Origin of the sequence: Burkholderia sp. AU16482, from assembly GCF_002223285.1 — a bacterium.
GTDB lineage: Bacteria > Pseudomonadota > Gammaproteobacteria > Burkholderiales > Burkholderiaceae > Burkholderia > Burkholderia semiarida.
Window position 1 is genome coordinate 890,755 of the sequence record NZ_NKEY01000003.1, and the last position, 18,186, is coordinate 908,940.

The following is an 18,186-nucleotide window of genomic DNA, read 5'->3' on the forward strand; positions in this document are numbered from 1 at the left end:
GCAGCGCGCGTGGCGAGGGCGGTCCGCCACGGACCGCGGCCGGGGCCCGGCTCCCGGCCAGCCGTATCGCGCCGGCAGTATGCCGTTCCAGCCGTCCCGCTGGCAACGGCGCAATTCTTGCCATTCCCTCTTCCCGCGCGGCATTTCCGACCGAATTGAGGTTTTTTCGCTTCACAGTCGCGAATCACGGTAAGTTTTGTTCTATTTTTGAGATAGTGTGACGAATGAGCGGGCGCCGGTGCCAGGCGCGCCGCAACGCGACGAACCGGCCGCTGAAGCATTCGCCGCGTCGTACCGACAAATGCAATCAGGTCATATAGATGAGAGGAAGCAGAGGGGATGTGCACTCACGGGCATAGCTGCTTTGCGCGCGTCCGTTGCGACGCGCGGATGGACCGGACGATCGTGACGATGGAGAGCGGCGCATGAGGCCGGCCGTGTCGCTGTTCGTCCTCGCGGCCGCGATGACCGGCGCTTTCCACGCGGCCGCGCTGTCGGCCGCGCCGATGCCGGCGGTGCCGGCCGCCGCTTCGACGTCCGCTGCCGATCGCGCGGCGGCCCCCGCTACCGCGGCGCCCGCGGCCGCGCCGACGGCGGCCAGCGCGCCGGCCGCCGGCCTGCCGGCGACGACCGTGCGCATGCCGTTCGCATCGCTCGGCGCGTTCGATCCGCTGCGCCTGCGCGGCGCCGACGACGCGCGCACGATCAACGCCGGCGTGCGGCTCGACCGCGTGATCACGGGCGCGCGGCTGCGCCTGACCTACGCGTATTCGCCGTCGCTGGTCTTTCCGCTGTCGCACCTGAAGGTGTCGGTGAACGGCGAGGTGATCGCGACCGTTCCGTTCGATGCGGCACGCGCCGGGCGTACGGTCACGCAGGAGATCCCGATCGATCCGCGCTACTTTTCCGATTTCAACCAGATCGGCCTGCGCCTGATCGCGCACTACACGCTCGACCATTGCGAGGATCCGGCGAACTCGGCGCTGTGGGCCGACGTGAGCCCGACGAGCGAGCTGATCCTCGACGAATCGCCGGTGCGCCTGCCGAACGATCTCGCGCTGCTGCCCGCGCCGTTCTTCGACCGGCGCGACAACGGCCGCCTGCGGCTGCCGTTCGTGCTGCCGGCCACGCCCGATTCGGCGACGCTGCGCAGCGCGGGCGTGCTCGCGTCGTGGTTCGGCGCGCTGGCCGACTACCGGCATGCGCGCTTCCCGGTATCGGCCGCGCTGCCGGCCGACGACCAGGCCGTCGTGGTCGGCACGGCCGCGACGCTGCCGGCCGGTCTCGCGCTGCCGCCCATCAACGGTCCGCTGCTCGCGGTCGCCGACAATCCGGCCGCGCCGGGGCGCAAGCTGCTGATCGTCACGGGCCGCACGGCGGCCGAGGTCGACGACGCGGTCGCGACGCTCGTGCTCGGCCGCGCGGCGCTGTCCGGGCCGGCCGCGACGGTCGCGCACGTCGATCTCGGCGCGCCGCGCAAGCCGTACGACGCGCCGCGCTGGCTGCCGGTGAACCGGCCGATCGCGTTCCGCGAGCTCGTGAACGACCCGCGCCAGCTCGAAGTGCGCGGCACGACGCCCGACGCGATCCGGCTGAACCTGCGTGTGCCGGCCGATCTGCATTCGTGGAACGGCGCGGGCGTGCCGATCACGCTGCGCTACCGCTACACGGCGCCGACCGTGCAGGACAATTCGACGCTCGCGGTCGAGATCAACGACCAGCTCGTGAAGTCGTACCGGCTCGGGCCGGCCCACGCGGAGGACGCGCACGGGCGCATGCAGTTGCCGCTGCTGTCGGTGCCGGAAGGGCGCGTGACGAGCGACGTCGACATTCCCGCGTTTCGCGTCGGCAGCGGCAACCAGCTGCAATTCCGCTTCACGCTCGATTCGCAGAAGACGGGCCTGTGCTCGAGCACGGCCACCGAGCCTCAGCGCGCGGCGATCGATCCGGATTCGACGATCGACTTCTCGCATTTCGTCCATTACGCGCAATTGCCGAACCTTGCGTTCTTCGCGAACAGCGGCTTTCCGTTCACGCGCTTCGCGGACCTGTCGCAGACGGCCGTCGTGCTGCCCGAGCGGCCCTCGCCGCAGGAGCTCGAGGCGTACCTGACGATGCTCGGCCACATGGGCGAATGGACCGGCTTCCCGGCGCTGCGCGTGCAGGTCGCGCGGCCCGGCGACGTCGCCGCGCTGTCGGGGCACAAGGATGTGCTCGTGATCGATGGCTCCCCGGCGTCGCCGCTGCTCGCGAACTGGCGTGCGTCGCTGCCGCTCGCGATCGGCGAGCCGGGCGGCGCGGGCGGCGGCGGCGCGACGCGCGTCGCGTTCACGGTGAAGGAGCGCTGGCGCAACGGCGTGGGCGTCGCCGACGGCGGCGCGCACATCGAACAGACGGGCCCGCTCGCCGCGCTCGCCGGTTTCGAGCTGCCGGGCAGCCGCGGCCGCAGCGTCGTCGCGCTGACGGCGACCGACCAGCCGCGCCTCGGCGATCTGCTCGACGTGTTCGAGAACGCGGGGCTCGTGGCGCAACTGCAGGGCGACCTCGCGCTGGTGCGGCCGGGGCAGGTCGACAGCCTGCGGGTCGGCGAGCCTTACGTGGTCGGCTTCGTGCCGTGGTATGCGCGCGTGTGGACGGAGGCGGCGCGGCATCCGGTCGTGCTCGGCGCGGTGGGCGTCGTCGCGGGGCTGCTGCTCGCGCTCGGCGTGTTCAGCGTGCTGCAGCGAATCGCCGCGCGTCGACGGGGGATGTAACGGATGGCGCGGGCAATGACGAAGCGACGGGCGACGCAGCCGGCGCGGCGTGTCGGCGCGACGCTCGCGCTGGCGGTGGCGGTGACGTGCGCGGCGGCCGGCATGGCCATGCACGCGCGGGCCGCGCCGGCCAGTGCAGCCGATGCCGCCGCCGCGGGATGCAGCGCCGCGTGGCCGCGCTGGGACGCGTTCAAGCGCGATTTCATCTCGGCCGACGGCCGCGTGATCGACGTCGGCTCGGCCGATTCGCGCACGGTATCGGAGGGGCAGGCGTATGGGCTGTTCTTCGCGCTGGTCGCGAACGACCGGCGCATGTTCGACACGATCCTCGCGTGGACCGAGAACAATCTCGCGCAGGGCGACCTGAGCGCACGCTTGCCGGCGTGGCTGTGGGGCCGCGCGCCCGACGGCGCATGGCGCGTGCTCGACGCGAACGCGGCGTCGGACGCCGACCTGTGGATCGCCTATGCGCTCGTCGAGGCCGGGCGGCTGTGGCACGAGCGCAGCTATACGGCGCGCGGCGCGCTGCTCGCGAAGCGCGTGCTCGACGACGAGACGGCGACCGTGCCGGGCCTCGGCCTCACGCTGCTGCCGGGGCCGACCGGGTTCAAGCTGGCCAACGGCCAATGGCGCGTGAATCCGAGCTATTCGCCGCCGCAGGTGATTCGCGCGCTCGGCGCGCGGCTGCCCGACGACCGTCGCTGGGCCGCGCTCGCATCCAGCACCGCTCGCGTGCTGCTCGACACCGCGCCGAAGGGCTTCTCGCCCGACTGGGCGCTGTATCGCGCGGGCAAGGGGTTCGGGCCCGATCCGGACACGCACGCGGAGAGCGCGTACAACGCGATCCGCGTGTACCTGTGGGCCGGCATGCTCGACCGCGCCGATCCGCTCGCCACGCCGCTGCTCGCGAAGTTCGCGCCGTTTGCCGACCATATCGCCGCGCATGGCGCGCCGCCGGAGAAGGTCGATACGACGACGGGCGTCGCGGGCCCGAACGACGGCAACGGCGGCTTCTCCGCGGCGGCCGTGCCGTTCCTCGACGCGCGCGGCCAGCACGCGCTCGCGGATGCGCAGGCGGCGCGCGTCGAGACGCTCGCGCGCCAGTCGGCGCCCGGCTATTACTCCAGCGTGCTGACGCTGTTCGGGCTCGGCTGGCGGGACGGCCGCTACCGGTTCGAAGCGGACGGCACGCTCGACACCCGTTGGGGAGGCCGTTCGTGCGCCGCCCGTTGAAGCGCGCCGCGCCGCACGTCGCGGGATTCGCGTGGCTCGCGTCGTCGGTGTGCGCGGCGGCGCCGGGCGCCGCGGCGGCGACCCCCGCGGCACCGGCGACCGCGGCTGCCGGCGATGCGCGGCGCGAGCTCGACACCGCGCGGATGTGGGGCATCAAGCATCGCGACGATCTCGCGCGCGATGCGCTGCGCAAGGGCCTGCTGATCGCGCCGGGAGACACCGAGCTGCTGGCCGAACAGGTGCGCGTGCTGCTGCGGCTCGGCGACGCGAAAGGCGCGCAGGCGTCGCTGGCGCGGCTGCAGGCGCAGTCGCCGAATGCGCCGGCCACGCGGCGGGTGGCCGACGAATACCGCGTCGCGACGAGCGCGCGCGGCGAGATGGCGCAGATCCGGCTGCTCGCGCGCAGCGGCCGCGCCGACGAGGCGGCCCGGCGGATCGTCGCGCTGTTTCCGAACGGCGCGCCGTCGGGTGCGCTCGGCGCCGAGTATTACCAGATCGTGTCGAATGCGCCGGGCGGGCGCGAGCCGGCGATCGCCGCGCTGCGCCGCGCGATCGCCGCCGATCCGCGCGACACGAGCGCGTCGATCGCGCTCGCGCGGCTGTTGAACCAGCGCGACGACACGCGCGCGGAAGCGAACCGGATCGCGTCGTCGCTCGCGACGCGCGCCGACGCGGACCATACGGAAGCGATGGCGCTGTGGCGGCGCGTGCTGCAGTCGGCCGGCAGCGATCCCGCGTATCTCGATGCGCTGCACGCGTATCTCGCGCTCGCGCCGGACGATACCGAATTCCGCGATCGCGCAGCCGGCCTCGATCGGCAGCGCGATGCGCAGCGCCGGCTCGAGCGCGATCCCGACTACATCGCGCAGCAGCGCGGGCTGCAGGCGCTGGCGCGCGGCGACCTGGCCGCCGCCGACCCGCTGCTCGCGCGCGCCGCGCGGGCGCGGGCGGACGACGCCGATGCGCTGGGCGGGCTCGGCCTGCTGCGCCTGCGCGAAGGGCGGCATGACGAAGCGCGCGCGCTGTTCGCACGGGCCGCGACGCGTGCGACCGACCAGCGCGGCAAATGGCAAGGCCTCGCGCGTACCGCGCAGTTCTGGGGGCTGCTCGCCCAGGGCCGCGAGGCGGCCAGTGCGGGCCGCCCGCGCGATGCCGAGCGCGCCGCGCGCGCGGCGCTCGCGATGCAGCCGGACAACCCGGACGCGAAGCTTCAGCTTGCCGATGCGCTGCTCGCGCAGCGCGACTGGGCGCAGGCGGAGCCATTGCTGCGCGGTTTGCTCGCCGCGCGCTCGCCGAGCGTGTCGGCCGTGCGCGACACGGCCACGCTGTATGAAAACACCGGCCGCGCGGACCGGATCGGCCCGTTGCTCGACGCGCTGCAAGGGCGCGTGACGGGCGCCGACGATCGGCGCGCGCTCGACGGCCTGCGCGGCGACCTGCTCGCGAAGGAAGCGCGCGCGCTGGCCGACAAGGGGGCACGCGGGCCGGCCGCGCAACGCTACGAGGCGGCCGTGCGCGCGACGCCCGACGCGCCGTGGACGCGCTTCGCGCTCGCGCGCCTTTATCGCGACATGGGGCTGCCGCAGCTCGGCCGCACGGTGATGGACGACGGGCTCGCGCTGAGCGATACGCCCGAGATGCGCTACGCGAACGCGCTGTATCGCAACTCGCTCGACGATGTCGCGGGCGCGCAGGCCGCACTGGCGCCGGTCGACGATGCGCACCGTTCGGACGGGATGCGTGCGCTCGCGCGCAAGCTCGATGCCGAAAATGCGCTCGCCGACGCGCGCGGCGCGCATGCACGCGGCGACCGCGCGGCATTCGCCGCCACGCTCGCGCACGCGCAGGCGAGCGCGCCGGACGATCCCGACATGCTCGCCGCGATCGGCGCGCAGTGGATCGACGCGGGCGAACCCGAGCGCGGCCTCGCGCCGCTCCACGACTGGATCGCCGCGCATCCGCGCGAAGCCGATGCGGACGTGCGCCTGCGCTACGGCGACCTGCTCGGCCGCGCGGGGCGCGACGACGCGCTCGCCGCGTGGCTCGACACGCTGCGCCGCGACCCGGCGCTGACGCCCGCGCAGACGGCGCGACTGGAGGACCAGTCGCTGCGGCTCGTGCTGCGGCAGACCGACGACGCGATCGCGCGACAGGACTATGCACAGGCGCGCACGCTGCTCGATCGCGCGAGCCCGGCCGGCCGCGCGGACAAGCGCCATGCGCTCGAACTCGCCGATCTCGAACGCGCGCAGGGGCATTACGATGCGGCGCGCGAGGCGCTCGCGCCGGTCGTGGCGCGTACGCCCGACGATGCCGATACGCAGCTCGCGCTCGCCCGGATCGACGAGGACAGCGGCAACCGTGCGGCCGCCCGCGAGCGCGTGCAGGCGGTGCTGGCGCGCACGCCGGACGACGACGTCGACACGCAGTTGTCGGCCGTGCGGCGCCTGAACGCGCTGCGCCGGCCGGACGAAGCCGCGCAGGTGACCGGGCGGCTGCAGGCCGCATATCCGGCGCGCGCCGACGTGACGGTCGCGGCCGGCCGCGTGGCCGAGGCGCAGGGCCGCTACGACGACGCGGCGTCGCTGTACCGGCTGTCGCAGTCGCAGGAGCGCGCGACGGGGGTAGGCCCGGGCCGCGACGGGCTGACACCCGCGCAGGCCGCGTTCGCGGAGCTGGCGCAGCGGCGCAATCCCGAGATCGAGACCGGCTGGATACCCGCGTACAAATCGGGCGACGAAGGCATCTCGTCGTATCGCGCGCAGCAGGTGCCGATCTACATGCAGATGCCGGTCCGCTACGACGGGCACGTATTCGCGCAGATCGACACCGTGCATCTCGACCCGGGCACGCTCGATACGAGCGACCCGAACGCGTATTCGCTGAAGACGTTCGGCACGTACGCGGGGCTCAGGGCGCCGAACGGGCTGCCGCCGCCGTTCCAGCCGAATCCGCAGGCTGCCGCGCTGCTCGCGAATCCGTCGGGCTCGTTGCACCAGTCGGTGACGGGCGTCGCGCTCGGTGCCGGTTACCTGTCCGATGCATGGCGCTTCGATCTCGGCACGTCGCCGCTCGGCTTCCCCGTGCATTACCTCGTCGGCGGCGTGCGTTATCGCTTCGACGCGGGCCCGGCGAGTTTCTCCGTGAATGCGTCGCGCCGGCCGGAAACGAGCAGCGTGCTGTCGTACGCGGGGATGCGCGACCCGTGGACGGGCGCGGTGTGGGGCGGCGTGCGCCGCGACGGCGTGAACCTGCGCGCGTCGGTCGACGTCGGCCGCACGAACCTGTTCGCGGAACTCGGCGCGGGCGTGCTGTCCGGCCGCAACGTCGAACGCAATGCGGAAGTCACGCTGCGCACCGGCTTCACGGTGCCCGTGTACGAGCGCGCGACGATGAAGGTCAGCACCGGGCTCGTCGGCAATGCGTGGCACTACGCGCAGAACCTGCGTTACTACACGTACGGGCAGGGCGGTTACTACAGCCCGCAGCGCTACCTGTCGCTCGGCGTGCCGATCGAATGGGCGGGGCGGCACGATGCGCTGTCGTGGGACCTGACCGTCACGGGCGGGATCTCGAACAGCTACGAGAAGGATTCGCTGTATTACCCGACGCTCTCCGGACAGCGGGCCGCGCAGGTGGCGGCCGGGTTCGTGTACGCGGGCAGTTCGACGCGCGGCGTGTCGTTCTCGTACGGCGTGAACGGCATCGTCGAGTATCGCGTGAACCCGCACCTGAGCGTCGGCGCGCAGTTGCACATCGACCGGTCGCACGACTATGCGCCGAGCTCGGCGCTCGTCTACCTGCGCTATGCGTTCGATGCGCGCGCGCCGCGCAGCTGGCTCGTGACACCCACGCCCGTGCGGCTTTATTCGGATTACTAGGGGAACGCGTGACTACGGAATTCGATGCTACCCGCCTCGCGCCCGGCGCCACCGGCCTGGTCGATCGCGTGCGCGCGCTGTTGCGCATGGGGCCGGCGGGCGGCCGTGCCGGCGCATCGAGCCGGCTCGCGATCGACGGCCTGCCCGACGCCTGGACGCAACTGGACGCCGGCGGCCTTTACGCGATCTACGCGGCCGGCGGCACGCCGGGGTGCGACGCGCTCGTGTGGGAAAGCGCGCGGCAGGCGCGCACGCGCGACGTCACGATCGTGCTGGCGCGCGATCCGGCGAGCGTCGCCGCGCAGATGGCATCGCTCGGCTTCGCGGGCGGCGCGCAGCCGGCCGGCTGGCCGCGCAACCTGAACGTGCTGGCGATGCCGCCGGCGGCCGAGCCGGCCGACGCCGGCGCCGGCGCCGATGCCGGCGTGGCCGGCGGCGCGTCGGGCCGCGCGGCGCCCGGCCCGTTCGCGCGGCTGACGGGCGGCTTGCGCGCGATGAAGCGCTACGGGCTGCATGCCCGGTCGCTGTATTTCGTCGAAGGCGCGCAGCGCTGGTTCAGCTGGGACGATCCGGTCGCGCTCGCGGAGGAAGCGCACGCGCTGGCCGGCTGGTGCCGCACCCGCCGGATCGCGCTCGTGCTGCTGCTCGACCCGGAAGCGGCCCGGGCAGGCGGCGACACGCGTGCCGACGATGCGCCGCTCGTGCGCGATGCGCAGCGCGCGCCGCGCAGCGCCTTCCACGGAATCTGCTCGGGTGTCGCGCAGTTGCAGCGCACGCACGGCGAATTGCTGTGGGTCGTCGATTTCTGGCGCGCGGGCGACACGCTCGCGGCCGGCGAGGTGCGGCCGCTGCGCTTCGCGCCCGGCGGCCGGTTGACCGCCAGCGTCGATGGCGGCGCGACCGAACCGGCGCACCGGATGAAGCTCGCGAGCGACGAGGATCGCGTGGTGGTCAGCCGCGCGGTGCTCGACGGCGCGAGCCGCGTGCCGGACGGCTGGGAGATCGTCGACGACAACGCGGCCGTCGTCGCCGCGTGCGCGAACGCACAGGCCGCGACCGCGGTGCTGGTGTTCCGCTCGCATGCGCAGCTCGAAGCGCTGTGCGCGGACGTGCATACGTTGCGCCGGCAGTGCGGCGGCGCGCTGAAGATCGCGGTCGTCGAGCGCGGCGAGGTGCTGCGCCAGCAGTTCGAGATGCTCGTGCTGAGCGTCGGCGCGAACCGCGTCGTCGCGCGCGACCTGCCCGTGTCGCGGATGCAGGCCGCCGTGCACGCGCTGCACGGCCAGCTCTACGCGCGTCCCGTCGCGGCCGACTATCGCGCGGCGCTCGCGGCCGCGCTCGGCGATTCGGTGCTCGGCTACCTGCCGGTCGGCGCGTTCTGCCAGCGGATTCGCGCGGTGCTCGATCGCGGCGCGGTGCTCGCGCTGCCGCATACGCTCGCGAAGCTCACGCTGCTGCCGGGCGTGTCGCACGTCGACGCGTTGCGGCATTGCCGGCCGCGTCGCGCGGGCGACGTCGTGACGGCCGATGCCGGGCACCTGTTCGTGTTCCTGTTCGCGTGCGAGCCGGTTGATGCCGAAGACGCGCTCGCGCGGATCTTCGACGTGCCGGTCGATACGCTGTCCGACCGCGTCGTGTGCCTGGGGCAGGGCAGCATCGACACCGAGCTCGACGCGCTGAAGGCCGAGAACCGGCGCGCGCCGATCGCCGATTACAGCGACCTGTTCGCGGCGGCGCGGCCGCCGGGCGCCGCGCGCGCAGCGGCCACGCCCGTCGCGCCCGGCGCGGCATTGCCCGACGCGAGCGAGGTGAGCGACGCGATCGATGCGATCGATACCGTCGTCGCGCTCGACGCGATCGGCGTGCCGCAGGCGTCCGCGCCCGCTGCCGACGCCGCCGCGGCGCCGGATCCCGTCATTCCCGCCGTGCGTGCGCGCGGCGCCATTCGCAGCGCGATGCCGCTGCGCAAGCAGGAGGACGCATGATCGCCGAACTCGTCATCGGCTTCATCGTCGGTATCGTGATCGCGGTGCCGGTGTGGATCGTCGCGCAGCACCTCGGCATCGGCCGCGGCTTTCATGCACCGCGCGGCATCGACCGGCGCGACGCGGTGCCGTGCGAACTCGTGCCCGTCGCGCTGCGCGGCCGCCTGCTGCCCGGCGCGGGCGGAGACGGAGGCGATGAAGGCGACCAGCGCGGCACGCGCGACAGCAAGGCGGCACGATGAAGACGATCGCCCTCACATCGACGACGGGCGGCGCGGGCCGCACGACGCTCGCCGCCGCGCTCGCGGTGCTGCTCGCGCGCCGCGGCCGGCCGGTCGTCGCCGTCGAATTCGATGCACAGAACCTGATGGGCGCGGCGCTCGGCCTCGATACGCTGGCCGAACACGGTCTCGCGCACGGCCTGCTGGGCGGCGCCGAACCGTGGCATACGCATACGTGGGGCAACGCCGACGGCGTGCTGTTCGTGCCGTACGGGCAGGTCGACGCGGCCGGCGCGGCCGCGTGCGATGCGCGGCTCGTGGCCGATCCGGCGTGGCTCGCGCGCGCGCTCCACGAGATCGCGCTGCCGGCCGACGGCGTCGTGCTGATCGACACCGCCCGCTATCCGTCGCCGCAGGCCGAGCAGGCGATCCGATGCGCGGACCTGATGCTCGTCGTCGTGCCGCCGGAGCCGGTCGCCTGCGCGACGACGGCCGCGCGGCTCGGCGCGCTGCGGGCCGGCGGCGGCGACCTGCGGATCGTCGTGAACCGGCTGAACCCGGCGCGCGACATGCAGCGCGACGCGCTGGCGATGCTGCGCGCGGTCGCGGGGCCGGCGTCGATGCTCGAGCAGCGCATTCACGTCGACGCGGCCGTGCCCGAAGCGCTCGCGCGCGGCAGCTGGATCTTCGACGACGCGCCGTATTCGCAGGCGTCGCACGACCTGAACGGCGTCGCGAACTGGGTCGATACGTGGCTGAAGGCGGTCGTCGCCGGCCGCGCGGGAGCCATGCGATGAAGGCCGCGTTCGCGTCGCGACTGCGCGCGCTCGGCCGTCGAGCGGCCGACTGGTGCGCGCGCGGCATCGGGCTGCCGGCGCAACGCACGCGGCTGGACTGGTTCGTGCGGCTGTTCTTCCACGCGCCGCCGGCCGGGCGGCCCGATCATGTGCGCCGCTGGGTGCGCGTCGCGTTCCTGCAGCTCGCGCACGATTGGGGCGTGCTGCAGCCGCTCAGCGTGCGCGAATGGCTGTGGCGCGCGATCGTGCGCGCGCCGCGCGCGGCCGACGGCCGGCCCGCGCGCGATCCGCTCGCGTGGTTCGACAGGTTCGTGGTGCCCGTCTACGTGGCCGGGCGCGCGGTCGGCCGGCGCATCAACGCGATGCTCGAACGTCTGCCGTGGGCGCGCTGGGGCGGCTGGCTCGATGCGCGCGCGAACGGCGTCGGCCGGCGCCGCGGGCTCGCGCCGCTGCTGCTCGTGGCCGGCGCGGTGCTGTGGGCCGCGGCCGGGATGTCGCCGCTGATGCCCGGCGCGCAGTTCGCGTTCTTCGCGATCGTCGCGGTGCTCGCGCTCGCGCTGCGCCGCCTGCCGGGCCATCTGCCGACCCTCGCGCTCGCGTCGCTCGCGCTGCTCGCGGCCGTGCGCTACGTATGGTGGCGCACGACGCAGACGCTCGATTTCCGCAGCCCGATCGAGGCCGTCGCCGGCTACCTGCTGTATGGCGCCGAAGCCTATACGTGGATGATCCTGCTGCTCGGCTTCGTGCAGACCGCATGGCCGCTCGACCGGCCGATCGTGCCGCTGCCCGACGATCCGGACACCTGGCCGAGCGTCGACGTCTATATCCCGACCTACAACGAACCGCTGTCGGTCGTGAAGCCGACCGTGTTCGCCGCGCAGAGCATCGACTGGCCCGCCGCGAAGCTGCGCGTGTACCTGCTCGACGACGGCCGGCGCCCGGAATTCGCGGCATTCGCGGCCGAGGCCGGCATCGACTACCTGACGCGCGACGACAATCTCCACGCGAAGGCCGGCAACATCAACCGCGCGTTGCCGAAGACGCACGGCGAGTACATCGCGATCTTCGACTGCGATCACGTGCCGACGCGCTCGTTCCTGCAGACGACGATGGGCGTGTTCCTGCGCGACCCGAAGTGCGCGCTCGTGCAGACGCCGCACCATTTCTTCTCGCCCGATCCGTTCGAGCGCAACCTCGGCACGTTCCGCGAGGTGCCGAACGAGGGCAACCTGTTCTACGGCCTCGTGCAGTCGGGCAACGACCTGTGGAACGCGACGTTCTTCTGCGGATCGTGTGCGGTGCTCAAGCGCAGCGCGCTGGAGGAGGTCGGCGGCGTCGCGGTCGAAACCGTGACCGAGGATGCGCACACGGCGCTCAAGCTGCATCGGCGCGGCTATACGTCGGCGTACCTGCCGACCGTGCAGGCGGCCGGCCTCGCGACCGAAAGCCTCGCCGGCCACGTGAAGCAGCGCACGCGCTGGGCGCGCGGGATGGCGCAGATCTTCCGCATCGACAACCCGTTCCTCGGGCGCGGGCTCGGCTTCATCCAGCGGATCTGCTACGGCAACGCGATGCTGCACTTCTTCTACGGGATTCCGCGCCTGGTATTCCTGACGATCCCGCTCGCGTACCTGTTCTTCCACCTGTACTTCATCAACGCGTCGTCGCTCGCGCTCGCGAGCTACGTGATCCCGTACCTCGTGCTCGCGAACATCGCGAACTCGCGGATGCAGGGGCGCTACCGGCATTCGTTCTGGGCCGAGGTCTACGAATCGGTGCTCGCGTGGTACATCGCGCTGCCGACCACCGTCGCGTTCTTCAGCCCGAAGCACGGCAAGTTCAACGTGACCGACAAGGGCGGCAAGATCGACGAAGGCTACGTCGACTGGTCGACGTCGAAGCCGTATCTCGTGCTGTTCGCGCTGAACGTGCTCGCGATCGTCGCCGGCCTGTGGCGGCTCGTGGCCGACCAGGGCGACGAGGCGTCGACGATCCTGATCACGCTCGGCTGGACCGTGTACAACCTCGCGATGCTCGGCGCGGCGCTGGCCGTCGCGCGCGAGACGAAGCAGGTGCGCGTCACGCACCGGATCGCGATGCGCGTGCCGGCGATGCTGCTGCTCGCCGACGGCTCGACCGCCGCGTGCTTCACGAGCGACTACTCGACCGGCGGCCTCGGTCTTGAAGCCGTGCCGGGGCTGCCGCTCGCGGTCGGCGACACGCTGACGGTGTGCGTGACGCGCGGCGACCGCGCGTTTCCGTTCCCGGTGCGCGTGACCCGTGTGACGCCGACCCACGTCGGCGTGAGCTTCGAGGCGCTGACGCTCGAACAGGAGCGTCAGCTCGTGCAATGCACGTTCGGCCGTGCGGATGCGTGGCTCGACTGGCGCGAGGGCGCGCGGCCCGACACGCCGCTCGGCGGGCTCAAGGAAGTGCTGCGGATCGGGCTCGACGGTTACGTACGAATGTGGAAGGGTGCGGCGCGCGGCGTGCAGGCCATGCTCGCGCCGAAACTCGATCGCGCGCGCGACTGACGCGGCGCGCATCATGGAGTGGGTTAGATGACGTTCTGGAATCTGTATTTCATCCTGAAGTTCGCGCTGTTCGCGACCGGGCGCCTGCAGCCGTTCTGGCTCGCGAACCTCGCGTTCGCGGTGGCGCTGGTGGCGAGCGCGCCGATCCGGTCGCGCGCGTGGCGCATCGTCCGGCAGGTCGTGGCGATCGCGATCGCGGTGCCGCTGCTCGCGCGCGAGCTGCATGCGCCGCCGCTCGCCCGTCTCGCGGAGGCCGCGCGCGAAGTCAGCACGTTCCGGCTCGACTACTGGATGGAGCTGCTGCCGCGCCTGTTGCCGCCCGTGCTCGCGCTGACGATCGTCGGCGTGCTGATCGTCTATTTCATCGTCAATCGCTGGCTGCGCGTCGCGACGTTCGTGGTGGCCGTGCTCGTTGTCATGCCGTTGTGGCAGGCCGGCAGCGGGCTGATGGCGCGCGTCGTCGCGCCGGCCCAGCCGCAGGCGAACGCGGCGGGCGCCACGCGCGTCGACGCACCCGAGGATCACAACGCGGCGCTCGCGACGTTCCGCGCGCAGGAATCGCAGCGCCAGGTCGCGTTCGGTCATCTCGGCAGCGATCCGGCCGCGCAGTTCGACGTGATCGTGCTGCACGTCTGTTCGCTGTCGTGGGACGACCTCGATGCGGCGAAGGTGCGCAACCATCCGATGCTGAGCCACTTCGACTACCTGTTCACGAACTTCAGCACGGCCGCGAGCTACAGCGGCCCGGCGGCGATCCGCGTGCTGCGCGCGAGCTGCGGGCAGGAGGCGCATGCGGACCTGTACAAACCCGCGCCGCAGCAGTGCCACCTGTTCTCGCAACTGGCGGGCGCCGGCTACACGGTGCAGTCGCTGCTGAACCACGACGGCCATTTCGACAACTTCCTGCAGGTGATCCACGACAACATCGGCGTGGCCGATGCGCCGATGATCTCGAACGCGGCCGCGCCCGTCGCGATGCACGCGTTCGACGGCTCGGGGATCAAGGACGACTATGCGACGCTCGCGAACTGGTACGCGCAGCGCGCGTCGGTGCCGGGGCCGGTCGCGCTGTACTACAACACGATCAGCCTGCACGACGGCAACCGCGTCGTCGGCAGCGCGCTGACGAGCCTCGACTCGTATCCGCAGCGCGCGACGAAACTGATGACCGACTTCGACCGTCTCGCCGACCTGATCGCGCAATCGGGCCGCCGCGCGGTGATCGTGTTCGTGCCCGAGCACGGCGCCGCGTTGCGCGGCGACAAGAACCAGATCGCGGGGCTGCGCGAGATTCCGACGCCGCGCATCGTGCACGGGCCGGTCGGTGTGCGGCTCGTCGGCTTCGCCGGCAACCACGGCGCGACGACCGTGATCGAGCAGCCGACCAGCTTCCTCGCGCTCGCGCAGTTGCTGTCGAACCTCGTGTCGAACAGCCCGTTCAAGCCGGGCGCGACGCTTGCGCAATACGCGGCCGATTTGCCGCGCACGCGGATGATCGGCGAGAACGAGGGCACGGTGACGATGCAGACGGCCGCGGGTTACGCGGTGAAAACTCCGGATGGCGTATGGATCGACGAACAGTGACGATTACCGGCGAAGGCGACGACGATCGCCTGTCGCAACCGAACGACGTGATCGGCCTCGCGCGGCATCTGCCCGCGCTCGATCCCGAGCGCTACGTCGACGAGCAGGCGCGCCGCGCGTTCGACGCGTCGCTCGATCGCTGGCCGGTGCTCGCGAAGCTGATGGGGCTGAAGCGGTAAACGCGCGACGGCCAGCATGATGGCCGGCCGTCGTCGCCTTGTCGGGGCAGGCTGCCTACTGCGCTTTGCGTTCCGGCTGCCGCGTCCATTCGTTTTCTTCGCCCGGCACCTTGCCGAAGGTCTGATCGGCCCACGCGGCCCGCGCCGCGTCGATCTTCGCGCGTTCGCTCGACACGAAATTCCATTCGATGAATCGCTCGCCCGGCAGGTGCGCACCGCCGAGCAACATCACGCGTGCGCCGTTCGCGCTGGCGAGCGCCACGCTCGCGCCGGGTTCGAGCACGGCCATCGTCGCCGGGGCGAGCGGCGTGCCGTCGACGGTGAGGTCGCCGTCGACGAGATACACGCCGCGTTCTTCATGTTCCGCATCGAGCGTGAGCGTACCGCCCGACGCGAACTCCGCAACCGCATAGAGCGTCGGCGAGAATACGGCGACCGGCGACACGAGCCCGAACGCGGTGCCCGCGATCACGCGCACGGTCACGCCGTCGCGCGTGAACGACGGCAGCGTGTTGGCCGCGTGGTGAACGAACGCGGGTGCGGTGTCTTCATGCTCGACCGGCAGCGCGACCCAGGTCTGGATTCCGTGCACCGGCTGCTCGCGCGGCCGATCCTCGTCGGGCGAGCGTTCCGAATGCACGATGCCGCGGCCGGCGGTCATCCAGTTCACGTCGCCCGGCACGATCTTCTGCCGGAAGCCAAGGCTGTCGTGATGCATCAGCGAGCCGTCGAACAGGTAGGTGACGGTCGCGAGCCCGATGTGCGGATGCGGGAGCACGTCGATGCCGTGGCCGGCCGGCAGCACGGCCGGGCCCATCTCGTCGAAGAAGATGAACGGGCCGACGAGGCGCGCGGCGCGCGCGGGCAGCACGCGGCGCACGACGAGGTTGCCGATGTCGCTTTCGCGCGGCGTGAGCAGGGTCTTGATCGAGGCGGACATGACGGGAATCTCGTGACGGGGGCGGGAATACTCAAGCGATCGCCGTGTCGATCGCGATCGGGTGCGTGAGGATCTTGTGCACCGGGCATGCATTCGCGATCTGCAGCAGGCGTTCGCGCTGTTCGTCGGTCAGCTCGCCGTCGAGCGTGATGCGGCGCACGATCGTGCTGCCCGCGCTGCCCGATTCGTGCGCGAGCTTCACGTGCACTTCGTCGAGCGGCCAGCCTTTTCGTTGCGCATACATCTTCAGCGTGATCGCGGTGCACGCGCCAAGGCTCGACAGCAGCAGCGCGACGGGCGTCGGCGCTGTATCGCCGCCGCCGAGCGACGCGGGTTCGTCGGCGCGCCACTGGTGGACGCCGTCGGTGAAGTGGACGAGGTAATCGACCGGGCCGATGCTCGCTTCGACGGTGAGTTCGCTCATTGCAATTCCAGGTGGGGAAAGGGGCCGGGCCGGCCGGGCATGCCGCGGGCCGGACGTTACGGTTCGAGCAGGCGCTGCAGCCGCAGCTCCTCGAAATCCAGCTCCGATTCTATGCGGTGCAGCACCGCGTCGTCGACCCGGCCGTCGCGATGCAGGTCGAGCAGCGCGTCGCGCGACACGCCGACCAGCTCCAGTTCGACGCGCAGCATCCGCGCGCGCACGTCGGCGGGCGCCGCGCCGTCGCGGTGTGCGCGCTCGTTGAACGCGACGCGGTTGCGGTATTCGGTCAGCAGCCGGTCCAGCGATGCACGTTCGAGGCCGGCGCCGCGTTGTTCGCGCGCATCGAGTTCGGCGAGCGCCGCGCCGAACGTGTGCGCGCGCACCGCGTGCTCGGACATCGTGCGGCGCGCGGCCGGGCGCAGCTTCAGCACGCGGATCAGCGGCGCGAGCGTGCCGCCCTGCACGACGAGCGTCGCGATGATCAGCAGGAACGTGCTGAACAGGATCAGGTCGCGGCCGGGGAAATTGGCCGGCAGCGCGATCGCGGCCGCGAGGCTCACGACGCCGCGCATGCCCGACCAGCCGAGCACGACCGCTTCGCGCCACGACCACGCCGCGTGGCCCGCGCGCCGCGCGCGCAGGCGGCCCGGCAGCCACATCGCGGCGAACACCCACATCATGCGCGCGCCGATCGCGGCGGCCGTCGCCGGCAGCGCGACCCGCAGGCCGGCCATCAGCACCGCGCCTTCGTGGTTCACGCCCGCGAGGATCGCGTGCAGCGCGAGGCCGATCAGGATGAACACGAGCGCGTCGAGCACGAACACGATCGCTTCCCACGTCGCCTTCGCCTTGATCCGCATGTCGGCGTCGAACACGCGATGCTGGCGCACGCCGAGCACGAGGCCGCAGGTGACGACCGACAGCACGCCCGAGCCGGCGACCGCTTCCGCGATTCCGTAGCTGCCCCATGCCATCGCGAAGGTCACGACGATGCCGAGCATCGGGTCGCGCAGGCGCGGCAGCACCCAGCACATCGCGTGGCCGCACGCGAGGCCGACCGCGATGCCGATCAGCGTGAGCGAGAAGAACAGGCCGGTGGCGCTCGCCGCCGTGATCGACACGGCGAGCGCGGCCGATACGGCCATCTGGTACAGCAGCAGGCCCGACGCGTCGTTGACGAGGCTTTCGCCTTCGAGCACCGCGACGAGCCGCGCGGGCAGCGGGTGGCGCTGCAGGATCGCCTTCGCGGCGACCGCGTCGGGCGGCGACACGATCGCGCCGAGCGTGAAGCACGCGGCCCACGGCAGTGCGGGATTCGCCGCATGCACGGCGAGCGCGACCGCGACGGTCGTGAAGGCCACGGCCCCGAGCGCGAGCGACGCGATCGATGCGAGCTCCTGCCGGAATTCCTTCCAGGCGGTGTAGAACCCGCTCGACATCAGGAGCGGCGGCAGCACGGCCGCGAGCAGCAGCGCCGGGTCCATGTCGGGCACGCGCTTGCCGGCGACGGCGACCGCGCAGCCGCCGAGCAGCAGCACGACGGCCGGCGGAATCGACACGCGTTCGGCGAGCCACGTGAGCGCGCCCGCGCCGCAGATCAACAGCAACAGGTAATGGAACAGCTCGACGTTGGTCATGCGCGGCCGGCGGCGATG

General features: G+C 72.2%; 12 protein-coding genes. 9 read left to right on the forward strand and 3 right to left on the reverse strand.

What is annotated here, in order from left to right:
• Window positions 1–425 precede the first annotated feature (425 nt).
• Genes bcsB through CFB35_RS06740 form a run of 9 tightly spaced genes read left to right on the forward strand, consistent with a single transcriptional unit; the run spans window position 426 to window position 15,167 of the window.
• Window positions 426–2,753, forward strand: a complete 2,328-nt coding sequence (gene bcsB / locus CFB35_RS06700) for a cellulose biosynthesis cyclic di-GMP-binding regulatory protein BcsB (RefSeq protein ID WP_059573794.1) — start codon at window positions 426–428, stop codon at window positions 2,751–2,753.
• Window positions 2,754–2,756: 3 nt separating this feature from the next.
• A complete protein-coding gene (gene bcsZ, locus CFB35_RS06705) occupies window positions 2,757–3,986 on the forward strand; it encodes a cellulose synthase complex periplasmic endoglucanase BcsZ (protein WP_089464708.1) in 1,230 nt (409 codons plus the stop codon).
• Window positions 3,971–7,867, forward strand: coding sequence for a cellulose synthase subunit BcsC-related outer membrane protein (locus tag CFB35_RS06710; RefSeq protein WP_089464971.1), 3,897 nt, complete (start codon window positions 3,971–3,973; stop codon window positions 7,865–7,867). Before bcsZ ends, CFB35_RS06710 begins: the two co-directional genes overlap by 16 nt.
• An 8-nt stretch (window positions 7,868–7,875) precedes the next feature.
• On the forward strand, window positions 7,876–9,852 hold the full coding sequence (gene bcsE / locus CFB35_RS06715) for a cellulose biosynthesis protein BcsE (RefSeq protein ID WP_060011715.1): 1,977 nt from the start codon (window positions 7,876–7,878) through the stop codon (window positions 9,850–9,852).
• Window positions 9,849–10,094, forward strand: a complete 246-nt coding sequence (locus CFB35_RS06720; RefSeq protein WP_060011717.1) for a hypothetical protein — start codon at window positions 9,849–9,851, stop codon at window positions 10,092–10,094. Before bcsE ends, CFB35_RS06720 begins: the two co-directional genes overlap by 4 nt.
• Window positions 10,091–10,870, forward strand: coding sequence for a cellulose biosynthesis protein BcsQ (gene bcsQ, locus CFB35_RS06725; protein WP_089464709.1), 780 nt, complete (start codon window positions 10,091–10,093; stop codon window positions 10,868–10,870). Before CFB35_RS06720 ends, bcsQ begins: the two co-directional genes overlap by 4 nt.
• Window positions 10,867–13,404, forward strand: coding sequence for a UDP-forming cellulose synthase catalytic subunit (bcsA, locus tag CFB35_RS06730; RefSeq protein ID WP_089464710.1), 2,538 nt, complete (start codon window positions 10,867–10,869; stop codon window positions 13,402–13,404). The genes bcsQ and bcsA overlap by 4 nt, the downstream gene beginning before the upstream one ends.
• A 27-nt stretch (window positions 13,405–13,431) precedes the next feature.
• The gene (bcsG, locus tag CFB35_RS06735) at window positions 13,432–14,988 is read left to right on the forward strand and encodes a cellulose biosynthesis protein BcsG (protein ID WP_089464711.1); all 1,557 of its coding nucleotides are present in this window, start codon (window positions 13,432–13,434) and stop codon (window positions 14,986–14,988) included.
• On the forward strand, window positions 14,970–15,167 hold the full coding sequence (locus CFB35_RS06740) for a hypothetical protein (RefSeq protein WP_059573787.1): 198 nt from the start codon (window positions 14,970–14,972) through the stop codon (window positions 15,165–15,167). Before bcsG ends, CFB35_RS06740 begins: the two co-directional genes overlap by 19 nt.
• 55 nt (window positions 15,168–15,222) lie before the next feature.
• Here CFB35_RS06740 and CFB35_RS06745 read toward each other — a convergent pair whose 3' ends face one another.
• From CFB35_RS06745 to CFB35_RS06755, 3 genes are read right to left on the reverse strand one after another with little or no spacing between them, the layout of a single operon-like run.
• Complete coding sequence (locus CFB35_RS06745; RefSeq protein ID WP_060011720.1) at window positions 15,223–16,107, reverse strand: pirin family protein; 885 nt, start codon at window positions 16,105–16,107, stop codon at window positions 15,223–15,225.
• A gap of 31 nt (window positions 16,108–16,138) precedes the next feature.
• Window positions 16,139–16,531, reverse strand: a complete 393-nt coding sequence (locus CFB35_RS06750; RefSeq protein ID WP_059573785.1) for an OsmC family protein — start codon at window positions 16,529–16,531, stop codon at window positions 16,139–16,141.
• A gap of 56 nt (window positions 16,532–16,587) precedes the next feature.
• The gene (locus CFB35_RS06755) at window positions 16,588–18,168 is read right to left on the reverse strand and encodes a sodium:proton antiporter (protein WP_059573784.1); all 1,581 of its coding nucleotides are present in this window, start codon (window positions 18,166–18,168) and stop codon (window positions 16,588–16,590) included.
• Between the last annotated feature and the right edge of the window lie 18 nt (window positions 18,169–18,186).

Bases quoted from the DNA above. Each gene is read 5' to 3' on its own strand.
- bcsB (WP_059573794.1), top strand. From the start codon at position 426: ATGAGGCCGGCCGTGTCGCTGTTCGTCCTCGCGGCCGCGATGACCGGC.
- bcsZ (WP_089464708.1), top strand. From the start codon at position 2,757: ATGGCGCGGGCAATGACGAAGCGACGGGCGACGCAGCCGGCGCGGCGT.
- CFB35_RS06720 (WP_060011717.1), top strand. From the start codon at position 9,849: ATGATCGCCGAACTCGTCATCGGCTTCATCGTCGGTATCGTGATCGCG.
- bcsQ (WP_089464709.1), top strand. From the start codon at position 10,091: ATGAAGACGATCGCCCTCACATCGACGACGGGCGGCGCGGGCCGCACG.
- bcsA (WP_089464710.1), top strand. From the start codon at position 10,867: ATGAAGGCCGCGTTCGCGTCGCGACTGCGCGCGCTCGGCCGTCGAGCG.
- bcsG (WP_089464711.1), top strand. From the start codon at position 13,432: ATGACGTTCTGGAATCTGTATTTCATCCTGAAGTTCGCGCTGTTCGCG.
- CFB35_RS06740 (WP_059573787.1), top strand. From the start codon at position 14,970: ATGGATCGACGAACAGTGACGATTACCGGCGAAGGCGACGACGATCGC.
- CFB35_RS06745 (WP_060011720.1), bottom strand. From the start codon at position 16,107: ATGTCCGCCTCGATCAAGACCCTGCTCACGCCGCGCGAAAGCGACATC.
- CFB35_RS06750 (WP_059573785.1), bottom strand. From the start codon at position 16,531: ATGAGCGAACTCACCGTCGAAGCGAGCATCGGCCCGGTCGATTACCTC.
- CFB35_RS06755 (WP_059573784.1), bottom strand. From the start codon at position 18,168: ATGACCAACGTCGAGCTGTTCCATTACCTGTTGCTGTTGATCTGCGGC.